Here is a 20370-nt window from a genome sequence, read left to right as displayed (position 1 = left end):
CGCTTGATGAAGGAAAGAGAAGGGTGGTGGCGGGCCCTTAGGCCGCCAGGCCCAGGCGTTCGAGTTCGGCCATCGCAGGCGCATCCAGAGACGGACGGGCCGCATGCTCGATCACAGCGTTGTAGGCTTCGGGCGGCGCGTTGGCCTTCATGCCCGTCAGCAGGCCAATCCGTTCTTCCGGCGACATGGCCGGCAACATGATGCGCATGACGGATAGATTTTCACGCGGCGTCAGACTTGCGATGATCCGCATCTCCAACTCCGCCAGCTGCTCATCGCTGAGACCGGCGCAGAGTTGGGGCCAGATCACCGTCTCTTCATGCGCCATATGCGCGAGATCGGCGGCGACGAAGGCGCAAAACGTCAGGTAGAGTTCGCGCCAGGCTGCGGCGCGGGTCTCGCGCGGCGCCGCCTTGAGGTCTCCGATCTGAGTCTGCAGCCGCTCAAGATCATCGCGGTGCGACTGGTGATGGTTTTCCAGGTCCCGCGTTGCGCCGCGCGTGATCGCCTCCAGGGTCGGGTGAATGAACCGGTCTTCGTGATCAAGATGGCCGGCGGCGGTCGCAAGATGCGCGGTGAGGTCAGCCAGAAGGACTGGTTGATCCTCGATCGGATCTGCAGCGCCCAATCGCACGATCAGTTGAGCGTGAGCAAGGCGCAAACCCTTGTGAATAGGGCCGTAAAGGTCCCAGCGGCGCTGGGCGACATAAGTCATGAATTTGGCGTCGATCATTGTATTCTTCAGCGCGTCGCGCCCAGTTGTTGTTGACCGGGCGACTTCTATGCAGGAACGCTGCAGGGCTCATCCTAAATGGTTCCTAAGTCGCAATTGACTGGGCTAGGGTGGCGTCGAGCAGACGAATGCGGGCGGCGACCGGGACATGATCAGCGAAAGTCTGGCGGCCTTTATGGAAGGCGCGGTGATGATCGTCCTGTCGGTCGCCGACACCCAAGGTCGCCCCACGATCGCGAAAGGTTTGGGCGCGCGTTATGACGCCGACGCCGGCGAGATCGTGATCCTGACCTCGCGCCACCAATGGCCCATGGCCGTCGAAGCCATATCGGCCGGCGCGCCCATCGCCGTCACCTTCTGTCGCGCAGCCGACTATACGACCTACCAGGTCAAAGGGCGCGTCACGGCGATAGCCGAGCCGAAAGAGCCCGACCTGACCCTTGGTCAGCACTATGTCGATCTTACCGGGAGCACCCTGGGAGCGCTCGGCGTCAGCCAGGCCCTGATCGATCAGTGGGTGTTCATGGAGGATGTCGTGCGGGTCGACTTCAAACCCGCAGCGGTCTTTGTTCAGACCCCGGGTCCTAGTGCGGGACGCGCCTTGGAAGCTGCGAAATGAGCGGCTTGCTGGCAGGGTTGGACGATTGTTTTGACGGCGTCATCCCCTCGATTATCGCCACGCTCGATCCTTCAGGCGAGCCGAACGTCTCCTATCTGTCGCAGGTCTACCGGGTGGATGAGCGCCATGTCGCCGTCTCCAACCAGTTCTTTTCCAAAACCGCGATCAATGTGAAGGCGACTGGGCGCGCCACCTTGCTGATCGTTAACGGCCGGACGGGCGCGCAACACAGTCTGGGTCTTGTGCATCTCGGCTCGCTGCGCGAGGGGCGGGTTTTCCAGCACATGGCCGCACAACTGCAGGCCATCAGCAGCCAGCAGCACGTCGGCGAGGCGATGGAGCTGCGAAGCGCGGAAATCTACCGGGTCGATACACGCGCTGATGTCGCGGGTCCGCCCGTCTCGAAAGGTCTGTCAGACCGAACGGGGCTCATGGGCCGATGCGCTCAGCTGAGCGCCGAACTTGCGCGATTGACCGATGCCGAGGCGCTGATTGACCACGCGCTCGACGGTCTCGTCACGCATTTTGGCTTTGGGCACATGATGGTCTTGGTCGCCAACGAGTTGGAGGGGCGACTGACGGCGCTGGCGAGCCGAGGCTATGCGACCGGCGGGGCTGGCGCCGAAGTGGAGCTAGGCCAAGGCCTGATCGGGATCTGCGCGGCGACGGGCCAGACCATAAGGCTCAGCGACACCAGCCGTGGCCAACGTATGGCCAGCGCGGTCAAGCGCGAACGCCTGGAAGAGAGTGATCGCCACATTCCTCTGGTGGGATTGGCTGATCCCTATAGCCAGCTCGCCGCGCCCATGATCAGCCAAGGCGTCGTCCAAGGCGTGCTGTTTGTGGAAAGCCCGGAACGCTACTTCTTCGGCGCCGAAGACGAAGCGGTGCTCTCCATCATCGCGAACCAGTTGGCCGGCGGACTGCGCTTGGCCGACGCCGATGACAATAGCCAGGCCCCCGACGGACCTGCGCCGGTCGAGCACGCCGAAGGGGCGCCGCTCCACATTCGTCTCTACGCTTTCGACGACAGCATCTTCATTGACGACACCTACCTCATCAAAGGCGTTGCTGGACGGTTGCTGCACCACTTCCTCAGCGTCTACGCCACGACGGGCCGACGCGATTTTAGCAATCGTGAGATCCGGCTGGAGCCCAGCCTGCGTCTGCCTGGGCTGAAGGACAACTTGGAAACGCGCCTCATCCTGCTCAAGCGACGGCTGGATGAGCGCCAAGCGCCCGTTCGGCTGGCGAGACCTGGTCGCGGTCAGATCCAGCTGGTCTTCACCGACTCTTCGCGCGTGGTGCTTGAAACCGCGACCTCTGCGGTCACGCTCTAGCGCCTGGAGCCCGGCCGCAGCTAAGCGCTGCTGCCTCGAACGATCAGCTCCACGGGCGATAGGGCCGAACCGGCAGGCTCGCCGGCCATGCGGGCGAACAGCCGATCGACCATCTCGCGCGCCGCAAGCTCCAGATCCTGACGCACCGTGGTCAGGGGCGGTGCGCTGTGGCGCGCCAGCACGATGTCGTCGAAGCCCACCACCGCAACGTCGCCGGGAACGGTTTTGGCGGCCGCCGTAAGAGCGGCGATCGCCGCCAGGGCGATGACGTCGGAGAAGGCGAAGACCGCATCGAAGTCAGCGCCCGTCGCGATGAAGTCGGCGATCGCTCGGCGCGCCTCATCCATCGTGTAGGGCGCGGCGACGACCAGGGCGGGGTCGAAGGCCAGTCCCGCCTCGGCGAGGCCCTGTCGATAGCCGTCGAACCGCTGGGCGGCTTCCGGCGCGTCGGTGGCGCCCAGAAAGGCGATCCGCTTGCGCCCCGCCGCCGCCAGATGCGCGACCGCCATACGGCCGCCGGCGACATTGTCGCTTCCGACCGCGCAGTAGGTCTGCCCCGGCAGCCTGGCGCCCCACACGACCAGCGGCCTGTAGGTCTGGGCGACCGTATTGAGGACATCGTGCTGATTGCTTTGCCCGATCAGCAGCAGCCCATCGGCGCGATGCGCCTGGATGATCCGGTCCAGCCAGCCGGGCTCGGTGACGACCACCTTGTGCAGCAGGACCGCATAGTTTCTCCGGGTGATCTCGTCGGCCAGCCGCCCGATCATCTCCAGGAAGAAGGGATCCGAGATCAGTTGGCCCGTCTCGTGGGCCAGCGGGATGATCACGCCGATCGTATCGGTCTTGCGCAGGCGCAGGGACCGCGCCGACTGGTTGACGACATAGCCGTGTGTCTGGGCGATCTGCACGATCTGGTCGCGCAACGGCTTGGGGATCAGGGGATTACCCGCCAGAGCGCGCGACACCGTGGACACCGAGACCCCCGCCATACGCGCGATATCGGCCATCTTCAGGCGGCCTCTTTCGGGGGCGGTAGCGGGATCGGAATTCACCATGATGCGACAATAGGACCTTGCGAGCGCGCGGAAAGGCTCGCTGGAGTCGCATGACGCAAGGTTGCGTTCGTACGTCGACACCGTCGAGGGCGTATCGCCCTAGAGTACTGCGCCACCGCCGTAAACCGCCGCAGGGTGTTTATGGCCACGCTTGAAGAACAATGTTCGCCCAAATGGCTAGCGGTGGATCACCTTGATGATCTTCTTCGAGGACGGCCGCCCCGCCAAACCCTGCTCCGGAGAGTAGGTGATGGTCAGGGACCCGTCCTTCAGCGAGGCGGAGGGCTTATGCCCCTCGGCCAGCAGCACGCGGGCGATTCGCGAGATCAGCGACCGGTCGCCCTTGCGCGCCATGCGCTCGAAGGCCTCAGCGACCACGGTCGCCGAGTCGGCGGCCAGGACCGAGGTTTCCGGGCGGACGTCCTCCACGGTGGCGAACTCGATATCGCGCTGCGCGGCGCGGCTGGCGCGGGCCGTCGCCACCCGCACCCGCTGCACGAACACGCTGAACGACAGAATCGCCGGCGGCTGAATGGACTGCGCCCGGCCGGACAACGCCGCCGCCGCGCCCATGGGCGCGTCATCGGTGAAGAGGATGATCCCGCCGAGCTTGGTGACCCGCAGGACGGGTTCGCCCAGATCGTTGCGATAGATGACATCGCCGCGCGAAGCGGGCTGGGCCTGCAGCACCCAGATCTCGGCGCTGTTGTCGAACTTGATGAGGGGACGCGGCGCGCCCTGGTCGAAGATGAACGCCCCGCCGGTTTCGGAAACATAGCGCGCCACGGGCGGCGCGGGCGCGCGCCGCGCCTCCGCCGGGCCCTTGTGGCCAAGCAGGGCGTCGCGCAGCGAGTGCGGAAGCTGCTGGGCGTGCGCGGACGCCCCCATGAGCACCAGAGCGGCGATCGCCAGGGCCGCTCGGGCGCCCCATTCGCCAAACTCCGCCTTACAGACTGTCATGCGATCCGTACTGCCCGTCGACTAGGGCGAATCTTGGACGCGCGAACGCTGATCCCCCGAAGCCCGGCGCATGAGGCCAAACCGCAACAGCGGCCGTCAAGCCCAAGCTTCGAGGGAAGGCCCCTTAGGCCATGTACTGGCCGCCGTTCAGGGTCAGGGTTGCGCCGGTCACGAAACCCGCGCGCTCGCCGGCCAGGAACGAGACCATGTCGGCGATTTCCTCGCCGCGGCCCAGGCGTCCGACCGGGATGCCCGCGATGATGCCGGCCAACACGTTCTCGGGAACCGCAGCCACCATCTCGGTGTCGATATAGCCGGGGCAGATCACATTGACCGTGACGCCCTTCTTGGCGTTCTCCAGGGCCAGGGCCTTGGTGAAGCCGATCAGGCCGGCCTTGGCCGCCGAGTAGTTGGTCTGACCCATCTGGCCCTTTTGGCCATTGATCGAGCTGATGTTGATGATCCGGCCCCAGCTGCGGTCGCGCATGCCCTCGATCACCGGGCGGGTCATGTTGAAGGCCGAGTCCATGTTCACCCGGATGACTTCCGACCACTGCTCGTAGGTCATCTTGTGCAGCATGCCGTCGCGGGTGATGCCGGCGTTGTTGACCAGGATGTCGATCGGACCCAGTTCGGCCTCGACCTTCTTGACGGCCGCCTGGCAGTCCTCGAACACCCCGACATTGCCCTTCACGACCATCACGCCCAGTTCCTTGGCGCAGGCCTCGGCGGCGGCTTCGTTACCGGAATACCCCGCCGCCACCTTGTGGCCGTCAGCGATCAGTCGCTCGCAGATGGCTCGACCGATGCCGCGGGTGCCGCCGGTCACGAACGCAACTCTCGTCATGTAACTCTCCCGATCGCTTTTCTTATGGTTTGGGGGTGACCCGCCGAAGAGCGGGTCACCGACTGGCTTGGCTCAGATCGCTTCCACGCACATGGCCACGCCCATACCGCCACCGATGCACAGCGTGGCGAGGCCCTTCTTGGCCCCCGAACGCTTCATCTCGTGGACCAGGGTGGTGAGGATGCGCGCGCCCGAAGCGCCGATCGGGTGGCCGATGGCGATGGCGCCGCCGTTGACGTTCACCTTGGCCGGGTCGAGGCCCAGCTCTCGCACGACGCACAACGATTGAGCGGCGAAGGCTTCGTTGCTCTCGACGAGGTCAAGGTCGGCGACCGACCAGCCAGCCTTTTCCAGCGCCTTCTTCGAGGCGGGGATCGGACCAGTGCCCATGATCTCGGGCGCGACGCCGGCGTTGGCCCACGAAGCGATCCTGGCCAGCGGCTTCAAGCCACGCTTGGCGGCTTCTTCGGCGCTCATCAGAACGAGGGCGGCCGCGCCGTCGTTCAGGCCAGAGGCGTTGGCGGCGGTGACGGAGCCTTCCTTGTTGAACACAGGCTTGAGGCCCTGGACGCTCTCGATCGTGGCGCCGTGGCGAATGAACTCGTCCTTGTCGACGATGGTGTCGCCCTTGCGGCCCTTGATGGTGATCGAGACGATCTCGTCATCGAACTTGCCGGCCTTCTGGGCGGCCTCGGCCTTGTTCTGGCTGGCGACGGCGAACTTGTCCTGGTCCTCGCGGGTGATCTGCCAGCGGCTGGCGATGTTCTCGGCGGTCTGCCCCATGTGATAGCCGTGGAAAGCGTCCCACAGGCCGTCCTTGATCATGGTGTCGACGAACTGCAGGTCGCCCATCTTCTGGCCGCCGCGCAGGTTCTGAGCGTGCGGCGCCTGGCTCATGCTCTCCTGGCCGCCGGCGACCACCACCTTGGCCGAGCCGTCGGCGATCTGCTGCGCGGCCAGAGCGACCGCGCGCAGGCCCGAACCGCACAGCTGATTCAGGCTCCAGGCCGGCGATTCGACCGGGATGCCGGCCTTGACCGAGGCCTGACGCGCCGGCCCCTGACCGGCGGCGGCCTGCAGCACCTGGCCCAGGATCACTTCATCGACGTCGGAGGGCGCGATGCCCGCGCGCGACACGGCGGCCTCGATGGCGGCCTTGCCCAGCTCCGAAGCCGGCAGGCTGGCCAGGGCCCCGTTGAACGAGCCCACCGGCGTGCGGGCGGCGGAAACGATGACGATCTCGCTCATGCGATAGCTCCCGTGACGTTCTGACGTGACGCTTCGCGGTTGCGGCGCCCGTTCTTTTGCAATGCAGCATCAGCATGCACGCCACGACCGCGTTCGTCACGAGCACATTTTCACGCCTTCGCGACGCCTCCAAGTCATCTGACCACTGGCGTCCTGCCTTTGCATTCGCAATAGTGCGATGCGAAAAGCGGGCGTAACCGCCGCCTGGATCGTCTTTTCGATGATCCAGGGTCTTGATCAGAAACGCGTTTTCGGACGACGGACCGCTACACAACCTTGTCTGAAGACGCTTTAGGGAACGAAATGTCCGAGACCCCTGAAAAAGGCGAAACGGCCGCCGGAAGCGAAAAGTCGGCCGGCCAGCGCGTGATCATCAAGAAATACGCCAACCGTCGCCTCTACAACACGGCATCCTCCTCGTACGTCACCCTGGAACACCTCTCGGACATGGTGAAGGAGGGCGTCGACTTCGTGGTTTACGACGCCAAGACAAACGACGACATCACCCGTTCCGTCTTGACCCAGATCATCTTCGAGGAAGAAAACCGCGGCGGCGGTCAAAATCTGCTGCCCATACAGTTCCTGCGTCAGCTGATCGGCTTCTACGGCAACTCGATGCAGGCCTTCCTGCCGTCGTACCTGGAGATGTCGCTCGAGAGCTTCGCCAAGCAGCAGGAGCGCCTGCGCGGCCAGCTGTCGACCATGGCCCCGGGCAAGATGCCGGGCATGGGCGTCTATGAGGAACAGATCCGCCAGAACATGGCCCTGTTCGACCGCGCGATGAAGATGTTCTCGCCGTTCGCCTATGTCCGCCCCGAGGACGCCGCCACCGCCGCACAGGCCGAACCCGCGCCCGCGCCGGCCTCCGCTCCGCCCAGCGACGACTCCCTGGCCGACCTGAAGCGCCAGATGGAGGCGATGCAGGAACAGATCGCCAAGCTGGCCAGTAAGTCTTAACCAAGCCGATCCAGCCGTTCTTAACCGTCCCGCCCTAGGGTCGGGGCATGAGCGGTCCAATCGACCCCCTTCGACGCCCTGGCCCCACGCGTCGCGCCTTGCCGGCGCCGCAGGATTCCACTCGTCGCGACGACGACGACGATTTGGTGTTCGTGGTCGAGGAAGACGCGCAGCCCGCGCCGCCGCCGCCTCGCCGCGAAGGCTTTGCCGCCTTCGCCGCCCACATCATGGGACAGTCGGGCCAGAAGCGCGGCCTGCGCGGTGGGCAGGAAGTGCTCGATACGGCCAGATCGACCTATCTTGGCACGGAATACTCGGGGCCCGCCGACCGTCGCCCGCCCACGGGCCTCCTGAAAAAGACCAATATCTAACGCGTCAGGCGGGCCAACTGCGCTTCCAGCGCGGCCACCCGCGCCTCGAGCGCCGCGATCCGGTCGCGATCACTCGCCGGCGGCGGGCGAACGCCCGCGCGTGAGGCCGCCTCGGCCGCCGAAACGCCCAGCAGCTCGGCGAAAGCACTGATTTCCCGCATCGAAAGCTCGCGCTGGTCCTTGAAGGCCAGGGCGAGATCTCCCTCCGTCATGCCCGCCACGGCCGCGAGGACCGCGCGCGATAGGCCGCGCTCGGACAGCTGTTGATCATACCAGGCCGCATCGAAGAACAGGGCCATCAGCCAGCCGCCCCCGGCTGGCGCCGTTCTTGCTTAATCGAAGGTGAATTCATCGCCGCGAGCTCGCCATGTCCATCGCCGTCCGCATCTTCGACATCGTCGTCGTGGCCCTGATCTTCACGGCGCTGACCTGATCTGGACATCCGCCACGCTCCCTTGAGGGGCGAGTATGGCCGCCCGAAACGGTCGCTGTCGAACCCCTGGGCCCCCGTTGTCGTCACGGACCCATTTGCACGCGGACGCGTGGGGGCTTAATCGGCGGGTATGAGCACCGATCAAGACCTCGACACCCAGAAGGCCGCCGCCCGGGCGTGGTTCGAAAGCCTGCGCGACCAGATCTGCGCCGCCTTCGAGCAGCTTGAGGACGAAGCCCCCGCCGACCTCTATCCCGGCGCGGCCGGTCGCTTCGAGAAGAAGGCCTGGGATCGACCGGCCGGCGGCGGCGGCGTGATGGGCATGATGCACGGCCGTCTGTTCGAGAAGGTCGGCGTCCACGTCTCGACGGTGTTCGGGACCTTCACCCCCGAGATGGCCAAGAACATGCCGGGCGCGGCCGAGGACCCCCGGTTCTTCGCCACGGGGATCAGCCTGATCGCCCACATGACCAATCCGCGCGTGCCGGCCGTGCACATGAACACGCGCTTCATCGCCACGACCAAGAGCTGGTTCGGCGGCGGCGGGGACCTCACCCCCCTGCTCGGCTACCAGCGTCAGCAGGACTTCCCGGACGCCATCGACTTCCACGCGGCCTACAAGCGGGCTTGCGACAAGTACGATCCGGCGTGGCACCCCAAATACAAGGCTTGGTGCGACGAGTACTTCTTCCTGCCGCATCGCAACGAGCCGCGCGGTATCGGCGGCATCTTCTACGACCATCATGACAGCGGCGATTGGGCGCGCGACTTCGCCTTCACCCAGGACGTGGGGCGGGCCTTCCTAGAAATCTATCCGACCCTGGTCCGCCGCCGCATGGGCGAGGCCTGGACCGCCGACGAGCGCGAGCAGCAGCTGGTCCAGCGCGGACGGTATGTCGAGTTCAACCTGCTCTACGATCGCGGCACGATGTTCGGCCTGAAGACCGGCGGCAATGTCGAGTCGATCCTCAGCTCGATGCCGCCGGCGGTGAAGTGGCCTTAGGGCTGCCTCTTGAACCGACCTAAGCCGCCTTCCGGCGCACGTCCTCGCTCAGCGAGAAGGCCCGGACCAGACCCATCAGGTCCGATGCTTCGCGCGTGAGGCTGTGGCTGGCCGCTGTGGTCTCCTCGACCATCGCAGCGTTCTGCTGGGTGACCTGGTCCATCTGGGCGACGGCGCTGTTGATCTGGCCAAGGCCGGCGGCTTGCTCCTGGGCCGCCATCGCGATGTCGTTGACCAGGGCTTCGATCCCGCTGAACTCGTCGACGACCGCCCCCAGCGCCTTTCCGACCCGCCCCACAAGGCCAACGCCGCTTTCCACGCTGGAGGAGGCCTCCGCGATCAGGGTCTTGATCTCCTTGGCCGCGTCAGCCGAGCGCTGGGCCAGGCCGCGGACTTCCATGGCGACGACCGCGAAGCCCCTGCCCGCCTCGCCGGCGCGGGCGGCCTCGACCCCGGCGTTCAGCGCCAGCAGGTTGGTCTGGAAGGCGATCTCGTCGATCACCCCGATGATCTGGTTGATCTGACGCGACGAGGTGTCGATCCGTTCCATGGCTCCGATCGCTTCGCCGGCCAGGTCGGCCGACTGCGTAACGGACGATCGACTGCGAGACGTCGACTGTTGGGCCATGGCGGCGCGCTCGGCGCTCTGCCGGATCGTCGAGGTGACTTCCTGCAGCGCCGCAGCGGTCTCCTCGAGACTGGCGGCCTGCTGCTCGGTCCGGCGGGACAGATCGTCGGCCGCCGAGGAAATCTCTCCTGCGCCGCCGCCGACCGAGCCCGCCATGGCGATCACCTTCGCCAGGGTGGTTTCCAGCGCCTGCACCGAAGCGTTGAAGTTGACCCGGAGGTCCTCGAACTCGGGCGGGAACGGCTCGTCGATGCGCTGGTTCAACTCGCCGCGCGCCAGGCCGCTCAGGCCGCGATCTAGAGCCGACACGACCTGATCGCGCGCGCGGGACTCGGCCTGCGCCTGGGTCGCCTGGCGCTGCTGAGCGTCCATCGCCTGCGCGTCCGCCGCCAACTGTTGTTCGCGGGCGGCCCGGCGCTCCAGAACCGCAGCCCGGAACACGCCTACCGAGCGGGCCATGTCCCCGAGCTCATCGTTGCGCCCCTGGTAGGGCACGTCCTTGTCGTAGTCGCCGTTCGCCAGCGAGCCCATGTAGCCGGTCATGCCCAGCAGCGGCCTGACCACCTTCTTTCGCAAGATCCAGACACCGCCGGCGGCCACGACCAGCATGAGCACCGTGGCCAAGCCCACGGCGATGAAGATCCGGCGCGACTGCGCCTCGGCGGCGTGGATCTGCGCCTTGGATAGACCAACGGCCAGTGGCGTAAGCTCGTCGATGACCTTGCGGTGGGCCAGGTAAGAGACGGTCATCGCATCGAGGCCCGTATTCATCGCCGCAATATCGCCGGCGCGCAGAGCGGGTCTGAATTGCTTGTCAGTGGTGTTCCAGAACGCTTTGACATGCACGTCGGAGGCCGCGAGGGCCTCCTTGATCTCAGGGGTCAAGGGCCGCGTCGCCCAATGGGCGCGCCGTTCCTCATAGCTGGTCTTCAGCGCCTCGATATGGCTGTCGAGCTCAGCGGCCTTGTCCAGCTCGTCGGGGCCCCGGTGCGCGGTCAACAACGCTTCGACGATGAACAGCGGCGGCGGCAGAATATCGGCGACCAGGGCGTCGGCTTCGATCTGCCGGTCCGAGACCGGGCCGCCGACGCGCAGGGTCATCAAGGCGTAGGTGGCCGCCCCCGTCGCCAAGGCGAAGGCCGCGATCAACGCGACCGCGAACAGGTTCAGGGTGCCTGAGATCCGTAATGACATCGTTTGCATTGTCTCCTGCCGGGAGGATGCAGCGCGTCTCTTAACGGAGCGGAAACACTGATTTCGTCGCTACCCAGATTGCGTACCGACGTTATCGTTAATGCGACGACCAACGAAAAGGGCCCGGGATCGCTCCCGGGCCCTTCCGTTAGTTCTAAGCCAAAAAGGCTTATTCGGCGTCCGCCTGGGCGCTCCGCAGAGCGCCCAATTCTCTGTTTCTTTCGGACGCCTATTCGGCGTCCGAAAGCGCGATTTCCGCCGGCAGCGGCTCCATCGCGTCTTCGCGCTGCTGGGCCAGTTGCTCGTCGCGCTTGGCGGCGACGCGCTGCAGGCTGCGCAGGTAGGAACCCGTACCGGCGGGGATCAGACGACCCACGATGACGTTTTCCTTCAGGCCTTCCAGGGTGTCGGTCTTGCCGTGCACCGAGGCTTCGGTCAGGACGCGGGTCGTTTCCTGGAACGACGCGGCCGAGATGAAGCTCTTGGTTTGCAAGCTCGCCTTGGTGATGCCCAGCAGCACCGGCTGGGTCACAGCCGGACGACCGCCACGCGCCACCGCCTTTTCCTGTTCCTTGTCGAACTCCGGCTTATCAAGGTGATCGCCCTTGATCAGGCCGGTGTCGCCGGGCTCGAGGATCTCGACCTTCTGCAGCATCTGACGAACGATCGTCTCGATGTGCTTGTCGTTGATCGGCACGCCCTGCAGACGATAGACCTCTTGGATCTCGTCGACGAGGAAGTTGGCCAGGGCTTCGACGCCCAGGATGCGCAGGATGTCGTGCGGATCCGGGTTGCCGTCGATGATGTACTCGCCCTTGGTGATGTAGTCGCCATCGTGGACGGCGATGTGCTTGCCCTTCGGGATCAGGAACTCGACCGCCTCGGCTTGGTTGCCATCAGCGTCGACGTCCGGCGTGATCTTGATCCGGCGCTTGTTCTTGTAATCCTTGCCGAATTCGACACGGCCGTCCATTTCCGCGATGACCGCGCAGTCCTTGGGACGGCGGGCTTCGAAGAGTTCGGCGACGCGCGGCAGACCACCGGTGATGTCCCGGGTCTTGGCGCCTTCGGTCGGGATACGCGCGATCACTTCACCCGGCTTCACTTCGTCGCCGTCGGCGACGGAGAGAATGGCGCCGGCCGACAGCAGGTAGCGGGCTTCGCCACCGTTGCTGAGGCGCTTGTACGAACCGTCTTCCGACAGCACGCCCATGGCCGGACGCAGGTCCGAACCGCGGGCCGAGGTGCGCCAGTCGGCGACCACGCGCTGAGCGATGCCGGTGGCTTCGTCGACTTCCTCGCGGATCGACAGGCCATCGACCAGGTCTTCGGCGCGGATCTTGCCGGCCACTTCGGTGATGATCGGGGTGGTGTAGGGGTCCCAATCGCCGAGGCGCTGGCCGCGCTTGACCAGATCGCCGTCCTTGACCCGCAGGCGGGCGCCGTACGGCGGCTTGTAGGTTTCGCGTTCCTTGCCGTCGACGAGGACGCTGACGGTGGTGTTGCGGCTCATGATGACCAGGGCGCCGTCCGAACCCACGACCGTCGGGCCGATCACGCGGACCGTACCTTCGTTCGAGGCTTCGAAGAACGACTGCTCGGCCACCTGGGCGGTGCCGCCGATGTGGAACGTACGCATGGTCAGCTGCGTGCCGGGCTCACCGATCGACTGGGCGGCGATGACGCCGACCGCTTCACCGATGTTCACCGGCGTGCCGCGCGCCAGGTCGCGGCCGTAGCAGGCGCCGCAGACGCCGATCTTGGCTTCGCAGGTCAGGACCGAGCGGACCTTCACCGACTGAACGACCGCAGCCTCGATGGCGTCGGCGATGTTCTCGTCGATATAGGTGTCGGCCGGAACGACCAGCTCGCCGGTGCCCGGATCCTTGACGTCTTCGGCCGTGAAGCGGCCCAGGACGCGAGCGCCCAGCGAGACCAGCACGTCACCGCCTTCGACGACGGCGCGCAGGGTGATGCCCCGCGTGGTGCCGCAGTCTTCTTCGACGATGATGCAGTCCTGCGCGACGTCGACCAGACGACGGGTCAGATAACCCGAGTTGGCGGTCTTCAGCGCGGTGTCGGCCAGACCCTTACGGGCGCCGTGGGTGGAGTTGAAGTACTCCTGAACGGTCAGGCCTTCCTTGAAGTTCGAGACGATCGGGGTCTCGATGATTTCACCGGACGGCTTGGCCATCAGGCCGCGCATGCCGCCCAGCTGCTTCATCTGGGCTTGCGAACCACGGGCGCCGGAGTGGGCCATCATGTAGATGGCGTTGATTTCCTTCTCGCGGCCGTTCTCGTCCTTATGCTTCATCTGAAGCTCGGCCATCATCTCGTCGGCGACGCGGTCGGTGGCCTTGGCCCAGGCGTCAACGACCTTGTTGTACTTCTCGCCCTTGGTGATCAGGCCGTCGGCGTACTGTTGCTCGTACTCCTCGGCCAGCTTGCGGGTCTCTTCCACGATCGCGGTCTTGCGGACCGGGATGATGATGTCGTCCTTGCCGAACGAGATGCCCGCCTTGGCGGCTTCCTTGAAGCCCAGGCCCATCACCTTGTCGGCGAAGATCACCGTCGCCTTCTGACCGCAGTGGCGGTAGACGATGTCGATCAGATTGCCGATTTCCTTCTTGGTCAGCGCCTTTTCGATCAGGCGGTGGCCAATCTGGGGGTGGTGCGGCAGCAGGGCGGCGATCTTCATGCGGCCCGGCGTGGTGTCGATCACCTTGCGCAGCAGAACGCCTTCCGGAGTCATCTCGGTGTGGCGCGCCTTGATCTTGGCGTGCAGCGAGACGACGCCAGCGTCCATGGCGGCTTCGATTTCACCCAGGTCGGCGAAGATCTTGCCTTCGCCCGGCTCGCCCTCGCGAGCGACCGACAGGTAGTACAAGCCCAGGACGATGTCCTGCGACGGCACGATGATCGGGCGACCGTTGGCGGGCGACAGGATGTTGTTGGTCGACATCATCAGGACGCGCGCTTCCAGCTGAGCTTCCAGGCTCAGCGGGACGTGCACGGCCATCTGGTCGCCGTCGAAGTCGGCGTTGAACGCGGCGCAGACCAGCGGGTGCAGCTGGATGGCCTTGCCCTCGATCAGCTTGGGTTCAAACGCCTGGATGCCCAGACGGTGAAGCGTCGGGGCGCGGTTCAGCAGAACCGGGTGCTCGCGGATCACCTCTTCGAGGATGTCCCACACCTGCGGCTGCTCGCGCTCGACCATGCGCTTGGATTGCTTGACGGTGCCCGACAGGCCCTTGGCGTCCAGGCGCGCATAGATGAACGGCTTGAACAGCTCCAGCGCCATCTTCTTGGGCAGGCCGCACTCGTGCAGCTTCAGCTCGGGACCCACCACGATGACCGAACGGCCCGAGTAGTCGACGCGCTTGCCCAGCAGGTTCTGACGGAAGCGACCTTGCTTGCCCTTCAGCATGTCGGCCAGCGACTTCAGCGGGCGCTTGTTGGCGCCCGTGATCACGCGACCACGGCGGCCGTTGTCGAACAGGGCGTCCACCGACTCCTGCAGCATCCGCTTTTCGTTGCGGATGATGATGTCCGGCGCGCGCAGCTCGATCAGGCGCTTCAGGCGGTTGTTACGGTTGATGACCCGGCGATACAGGTCGTTCAGGTCCGAGGTCGCGAAGCGGCCGCCGTCCAGCGGCACCAGCGGGCGCAGTTCCGGCGGGATGACCGGAACGACCGTCAGCACCATCCACTCGGGACGGTTGCCCGACTCCTGGAAGGCTTCCAGGATCTTCAGGCGCTTCGAAAACTTCTTCTGCTTCATGTCCGAAACGGTGCCGGACAGCTCCTCGCGCAGACGCTCGGCCTCTTTTTCGAGGTCGATGGCCTTCAGGAGGTTCTGGATGGCCTCAGCGCCGATCTCGGCGGTGAAGCTGTCGTCGCCGTATTCTTCCTGGGCGCGCATGTAGTCGTCTTCGCTGAGCAGCTGGTGCTGCTTCAGCGGCGTCAGGCCCGGCTCGGTGACGATGTAGTATTCGAAGTAGAGGACGCGCTCGATGTCCTTCAGCGGCATGTCGAGCATCATGGCGATGCGCGAGGGCAGCGACTTCAGGAACCAGATGTGGGCGACCGGCGAGGCCAGTTCGATGTGGCCCATGCGCTCGCGACGGACGCGGGCCAGGGTGACTTCAACACCGCACTTTTCGCAGATGATGCCCTTGTACTTCATGCGCTTGTACTTGCCGCACAGGCATTCGTAGTCCTTGGTCGGGCCAAAGATACGGGCGCAGAACAGGCCGTCACGCTCGGGCTTGAACGTGCGGTAGTTGATGGTCTCGGGCTTCTTGATCTCGCCGAACGACCACGAGCGGATCTTTTCCGGCGAGGCGAGCGAGATACGGATCTGGTCGAAGGTCGGAGCGGCCTGGACCGGATTGAAGATGTTCAGGACTTCCTGGTTCATCTTGGTTCCTTCTGCGGGATCACCCGCGAAAAATTCTCTTTAGAGCGCTCCTCCCCCGCGAGCGGGGGAGATGGCGGCGGAGCCGTCGGAGGGGGCTAGCTGGAGATCGGCCGAGCTGGCCCCCTCCGTCCCTCCGGGACACCTCCCCCGCATCGCGGGGGAGGATCCTTAATCGACTCAGCTGTTCTCCAGCTCGACGTTCAGGCCGAGCGAGCGCATTTCCTTGACCAGCACGTTGAAGCTTTCCGGGATACCGGCTTCGAACGTGTCGTCGCCACGGACGATCGACTCGTAGACCTTGGTCCGGCCGGCCACGTCGTCGGACTTCACCGTCAGCATTTCCTGCAGGGTGTAGGCCGCGCCGTAGGCTTCCAGAGCCCACACTTCCATTTCCCCGAAGCGCTGACCGCCGAACTGGGCCTTACCACCCAGCGGCTGTTGCGTGACGAGCGAGTACGGACCGATCGAACGGGCGTGGATCTTGTCGTCGACCAGGTGGTGCAGCTTCAGCATGTAGATGTAGCCGACCGTGACCGGACGCTTGAACTGCTCGCCGGTCAGACCGTCGAACAGGATCGACTGGCCCGACTTGTTGACGCCGGCCATTTCGAGGTGGCCCTCGATGTCGTCCATGCGCGCGCCGTCGAACACCGGGGTGGCGATCGGAACGCCCTTGCCCAGGTTGCGGGCCAGTTCGACCAGACCCTCTTCGGTGTCCGGCAGCTCTTCGTCCGGGCCGTAGATCTCGGTGAGACGCTCGACCAGCGCCTGCTTCTGACCGCCTTGCTGCCAGTCTTCCAGCAGGTTGGTGATCTGCTTGCCGAGGTTGGCGCAGGCCCAGCCCAGGTGGGTTTCGAAGATCTGACCGACGTTCATGCGCGAAGGCACGCCCAGCGGGTTCAGAACGACGTCGACGTGCGTACCGTCGGCGAGGAACGGCATGTCCTCGATCGGCAGGATGCGCGAGATGACGCCCTTGTTGCCGTGACGGCCGGCCATCTTGTCGCCCGGCTGCAGCTTGCGCTTCACGGCCACGAAGACCTTGACCATCTTCATCACGCCCGGAGGCAGTTCGTCGCCGCGCTGCAGCTTGTCGACCTTGTCTTCGAAACGGCGGTCGAGGCGCTTGCGGTTCTCGTCGAACAGGCGGCGCAGCGACTCCAGTTCGCCCATCGCCTTTTCGTCTTCCAGGGCGATCTGCCACCACAGGCCCGAAGCCACTTGGCTCAGGTTTTCGGCGGTGATCTCGCCGCGCGACAGGCCCTTGGGACCCGACAGCGCGACCTTGCCGATCAGCAGTTCCTTCAGGCGGCCCGAGATGTTGCGGTTCAGGATCGCGAACTCATCGTCGCGGTCCTTGCCCAGACGGTCGATCTCGGCGCGTTCGATGGCGAGCGCGCGCTCGTCCTTGTCGACGCCGTGACGGTTGAAGACGCGCACGTCGACGATCGTGCCGGCGACGCCCGGGGGCAGGCGCAGGCTGGTGTCGCGGACGTCCGAAGCCTTTTCACCGAAGATGGCGCGCAGCAGCTTTTCTTCCGGCGTCATCGGGCTCTCGCCCTTCGGCGTGACCTTGCCGACCAGGATGTCGCCCGGCTGGACTTCGGCGCCGATCGCCACGATGCCGGCTTCGTCGAGGTTGCGCAGGGCTTCCTCGCCGACGTTCGGGATATCGCGGGTGATTTCTTCCGGACCCAGCTTCGTGTCGCGGGCCATGACTTCGAATTCCTCGATGTGGATCGAGGTGAAGACGTCGTCACGGACGATGCGTTCTGAGATCAGGATCGAGTCTTCGAAGTTGTAGCCGTTCCAGGGCATGAACGCGACGAGCGCGTTGCGGCCCAGGGCCAGTTCGCCCAGCTCGGTCGAGGGGCCGTCGGCGATGATGTCGCCGGCGACGATCCGGTCGCCCACCTTCACCAGCGGACGCTGGTTGATGCAGGTCGACTGGTTCGAGCGCTGGAACTTCGACATGCGGTAGATGTCGACGCCCGAACGCGCGGGATCGGTCTCTTCCGTGGCGCGGATGACGATACGCGTGCCGTCGATCTGCTCGACGACGCCGGTGCGCTTGGCGATCACGACGGCGCCCGAGTCACGGGCGACGACGGCTTCCATGCCGGTGCCGACCAGCGGGGCGTCCGACTGCACCAGCGGCACGGCCTGACGTTGCATGTTCGAGCCCATGAGGGCGCGGTTGGCGTCATCGTTTTCGAGGAACGGGATCAGGGCGGCGGCCACCGACACGACTTGGCGCGGCGACACGTCCATCAGGTCCACCGTCTCCTTTTGCAGGAGGGTCGGTTCGCCGTTGATCCGGCCCGGAACCAGGTCGTCGACGATCTCGCCTTCGGACACCGCGATGTTCGACTGGGCGATGACGTGCTTGGATTCCTCCATCGCCGACATGTAGACGACTTCGTCCTGCGGCTTGCCGTCCTTCACGCGACGGTACGGGCTTTCGATGAAGCCGTACTTGTTGACGCGGGCGTGGGTGGCCAGCGAGTTGATCAGACCGATATTCGGGCCTTCCGGCGTTTCAATCGGGCAGATCCGGCCGTAGTGGGTCGGGTGAACGTCGCGGACTTCGAAGCCGGCGCGCTCACGGGTCAGACCGCCCGGGCCGAGGGCCGAGAGACGACGCTTGTGGGTGATTTCCGACAGCGGGTTCGTCTGGTCCATGAACTGCGACAGCTGCGAGGAGCCGAAGAATTCACGCACAGCGGCCGCAGCGGGCTTGGCGTTGATCAGGTCGTGCGGCATCACGGTGTCGATGTCGACGGACGACATGCGTTCCTTGATCGCGCGTTCCATGCGCAGCAGGCCGACGCGGTACTGGTTTTCCAGCAGCTCGCCCACCGAGCGGACGCGACGGTTGCCCAGGTTGTCGATGTCGTCGATTTCGCCACGACCATCGCGCAGGCCCACCAGGACCTTCAGCACGGCCAGGACGTCGTCCTTGCGCAGGGTGCGGACTTCGTCCGACACGTCTTGCTCCAGACGCATGTTCATCTTCACGCGGCCCACCGACGACAGGTCGTAGCGCTCGGCGTCGAAGAACAGCGACTTGAACATCGCCTCGGCGGCTTCCACCGTCGGCGGCTCGCCCGGACGCATGACGCGGTAGATGTCGAACAGCGCGTCCTCGCGGATGGCGTTCTTGTCCACGCGCAGGGTGTTGCGCATGTAGGCGCCGACCGTGACGTGGTCGATGTCCAGCACGTCGATGGTGCTGAAGCCTTGATCGGCCAGGGCCTGGATCGAGGTGACGTCCAGCTCGTCGCCGGCTTCGGCGTAGATCTCGCCAGTCGCCATGTTGACGGCGTCACGGGCCAGATAGCGGCCGGTCAGGGCTTCGGGCGCCAGCAGCAGGGTCTTCAGACCGCCGTCGGCGAACTTCTTGGCCTGGCGAGCCGTGATCTTGGTGCCGGCCGGAGCGACTTCTTCGCCGGTGTCGGCGTCGACCAGCGGGAACTCCGGCTTCACGCCGCGCCAGCGCTCGGGCTTGTACGGGGTGGCCCAGCCGCCCGAACGCTTCTCGAACGGAACGACGTCGTAGAACGTGGTCAGGATCTCTTCGCCGTCCATGCCCAGGGCATAGAGGAAGGTCGTGGCCGGAAGCTTACGACGACGGTCGATACGGACGTAGACGATGTCCTTGGCGTCGAACTCGAAGTCCAGCCACGAGCCGCGATACGGGATCACGCGGGCGGCGAACAGGAGCTTGCCCGAGGCGTGGGTCTTGCCCTTGTCGTGGTCGAAGAACACGCCGGGCGAACGGTGCATCTGCGAGACGATGACGCGCTCGGTGCCGTTGACGATGAAGGTGCCCTTGTCCGTCATGAGCGGGATATCGCCCATGTAGACGTCCTGCTCCTTGATGTCCTTGACCGAGCGGGCGCCAGTTTCTTCTTCGGTTTCGAACACGATCAGGCGCAGCTTGACCTTCAGCGGCGCGGCGAAGGTCATGTCGCGCTGAATGCACTCTTCAACGTCGTACTTGGGCTCTTCGAATTCGTACGAGACGTATTCGAGCACAGCGCGCTCGTTGAAATCCTTGATCGGGAACACCGACTTGAAGACCGCCTCGACGCCTTCGTCGCGACGCAGGCCCGGACGGGTCTCGCGCTGAAGGAACTGCTCGTAGGAGGAGCGCTGAACCTCGATGAGGTTCGGCATCTGCACAGCCTCGGGAATGCGGCCGAACGACTTCCGGATCCGCTTCTTGCCGGTGAAGGATTGCGCCATGTTGTTTCCCTGCGGCGCGGACAGAGTCCGCGCGTGAATTCGAATATCCGCTGCGTCCACCCTCGCCGCTCCCCTCGTCGGAGAGCCGCGGACGCTGGAATTCCCCTATCGGGCGACCGGGACCGGAAGCCTGATGGGCGCCCCTTCGCGCTGGTCGGAGGGCGGCTGACCGCGCCTCGGGGCGTAATACGGACGCGCGTAAGCGCTCCGCCGATGTAATCGTGAACGCGGGGATATAGGGGAACAGCACGGGGAAGGAAAGGGGGATTCGTAACGCCGCGTAAATGCGCGGGATCAGGCTGTCCCCAGCC

General features: G+C 65.3%; 15 protein-coding genes. 6 read left to right on the top strand and 9 right to left on the bottom strand.

The features are described 5' to 3' along the window. Positions 1–37 precede the first annotated feature (37 nt). The gene (locus CA606_RS03065) at positions 38–733 is read right to left on the bottom strand and encodes a hypothetical protein (protein WP_096052442.1); all 696 of its coding nucleotides are present in this window, start codon (positions 731–733) and stop codon (positions 38–40) included. A gap of 148 nt (positions 734–881) precedes the next feature. Here CA606_RS03065 and CA606_RS03060 point away from each other — a divergent pair, with 148 nt between their 5' ends. Then, on the top strand, positions 882–1352 hold the full coding sequence (locus CA606_RS03060; RefSeq protein WP_096052443.1) for a pyridoxamine 5'-phosphate oxidase family protein: 471 nt from the start codon (positions 882–884) through the stop codon (positions 1350–1352). Next, on the top strand, positions 1349–2692 hold the full coding sequence (locus CA606_RS03055) for a GAF domain-containing protein (protein ID WP_096052444.1): 1344 nt from the start codon (positions 1349–1351) through the stop codon (positions 2690–2692). The genes CA606_RS03060 and CA606_RS03055 overlap by 4 nt, the downstream gene beginning before the upstream one ends. Before the next feature lie 20 nt (positions 2693–2712). Here CA606_RS03055 and CA606_RS03050 read toward each other — a convergent pair whose 3' ends face one another. The 4 genes from CA606_RS03050 to CA606_RS03035 form a co-directional block, all read right to left on the bottom strand. Then, positions 2713–3702, bottom strand: coding sequence for a LacI family DNA-binding transcriptional regulator (locus tag CA606_RS03050; protein ID WP_181242752.1), 990 nt, complete (start codon positions 3700–3702; stop codon positions 2713–2715). A gap of 225 nt (positions 3703–3927) precedes the next feature. Then, entirely contained in the window at positions 3928–4710 is a 783-nt protein-coding gene (locus CA606_RS03045) for a DUF4908 domain-containing protein (RefSeq protein ID WP_181242751.1), read from the bottom strand. Positions 4711–4834: 124 nt separating this feature from the next. Beyond that, on the bottom strand, positions 4835–5557 hold the full coding sequence (locus tag CA606_RS03040; RefSeq protein WP_096052446.1) for a beta-ketoacyl-ACP reductase: 723 nt from the start codon (positions 5555–5557) through the stop codon (positions 4835–4837). Positions 5558–5629: 72 nt separating this feature from the next. Continuing rightward, positions 5630–6805, bottom strand: a complete 1176-nt coding sequence (locus tag CA606_RS03035; protein WP_096052447.1) for an acetyl-CoA C-acetyltransferase — start codon at positions 6803–6805, stop codon at positions 5630–5632. Between the two features lie 303 nt (positions 6806–7108). On the opposite strand from CA606_RS03035, the gene phaR reads away from it, so the two are divergent. Continuing rightward, a complete protein-coding gene (gene phaR / locus CA606_RS03030; RefSeq protein ID WP_096052448.1) occupies positions 7109–7762 on the top strand; it encodes a polyhydroxyalkanoate synthesis repressor PhaR in 654 nt (217 codons plus the stop codon). Between the two features lie 47 nt (positions 7763–7809). Further along, positions 7810–8133 (top strand): hypothetical protein, encoded by a 324-nt coding sequence (locus tag CA606_RS03025; RefSeq protein ID WP_096052449.1) that lies wholly within the window; start codon positions 7810–7812, stop codon positions 8131–8133. Here CA606_RS03025 and CA606_RS03020 read toward each other — a convergent pair. Beyond that, positions 8130–8432 (bottom strand): DNA-binding protein, encoded by a 303-nt coding sequence (locus CA606_RS03020; RefSeq protein WP_096052450.1) that lies wholly within the window; start codon positions 8430–8432, stop codon positions 8130–8132. The genes CA606_RS03025 and CA606_RS03020 overlap by 4 nt on opposite strands. 68 nt (positions 8433–8500) lie before the next feature. On the opposite strand from CA606_RS03020, the gene CA606_RS03015 reads away from it, so the two are divergent. After that, positions 8501–8566: a hypothetical protein gene (locus CA606_RS03015; RefSeq protein WP_024265562.1), complete on the top strand. Its 66-nt coding sequence runs from the start codon at positions 8501–8503 to the stop codon at positions 8564–8566. A gap of 130 nt (positions 8567–8696) precedes the next feature. Further along, the gene (hemF, locus tag CA606_RS03010; RefSeq protein WP_096052451.1) at positions 8697–9569 is read left to right on the top strand and encodes an oxygen-dependent coproporphyrinogen oxidase; all 873 of its coding nucleotides are present in this window, start codon (positions 8697–8699) and stop codon (positions 9567–9569) included. Between the two features lie 19 nt (positions 9570–9588). Here the strand turns inward: hemF and CA606_RS03005 are convergent, their stop codons facing one another. The 3 genes from CA606_RS03005 to rpoB all read right to left on the bottom strand — a co-directional run bounded on the left by CA606_RS03005 (position 9589) and on the right by rpoB (position 20059). Further along, a complete protein-coding gene (locus CA606_RS03005) occupies positions 9589–11391 on the bottom strand; it encodes a methyl-accepting chemotaxis protein (protein WP_096053892.1) in 1803 nt (600 codons plus the stop codon). Between the two features lie 229 nt (positions 11392–11620). Beyond that, positions 11621–15811, bottom strand: a complete 4191-nt coding sequence (gene rpoC / locus CA606_RS03000; protein ID WP_096052452.1) for a DNA-directed RNA polymerase subunit beta' — start codon at positions 15809–15811, stop codon at positions 11621–11623. A 177-nt stretch (positions 15812–15988) separates the two neighbouring features. After that, positions 15989–20059, bottom strand: a complete 4071-nt coding sequence (gene rpoB / locus CA606_RS02995) for a DNA-directed RNA polymerase subunit beta (RefSeq protein WP_096052453.1) — start codon at positions 20057–20059, stop codon at positions 15989–15991. Between the last annotated feature and the right edge of the window lie 311 nt (positions 20060–20370).

It is taken from the genome of Caulobacter vibrioides, assembly GCF_002310375.3.
Taxonomy (GTDB): domain Bacteria; phylum Pseudomonadota; class Alphaproteobacteria; order Caulobacterales; family Caulobacteraceae; genus Caulobacter; species Caulobacter vibrioides_D.
This window is presented reverse-complemented; position numbering and strand designations above follow the sequence as displayed.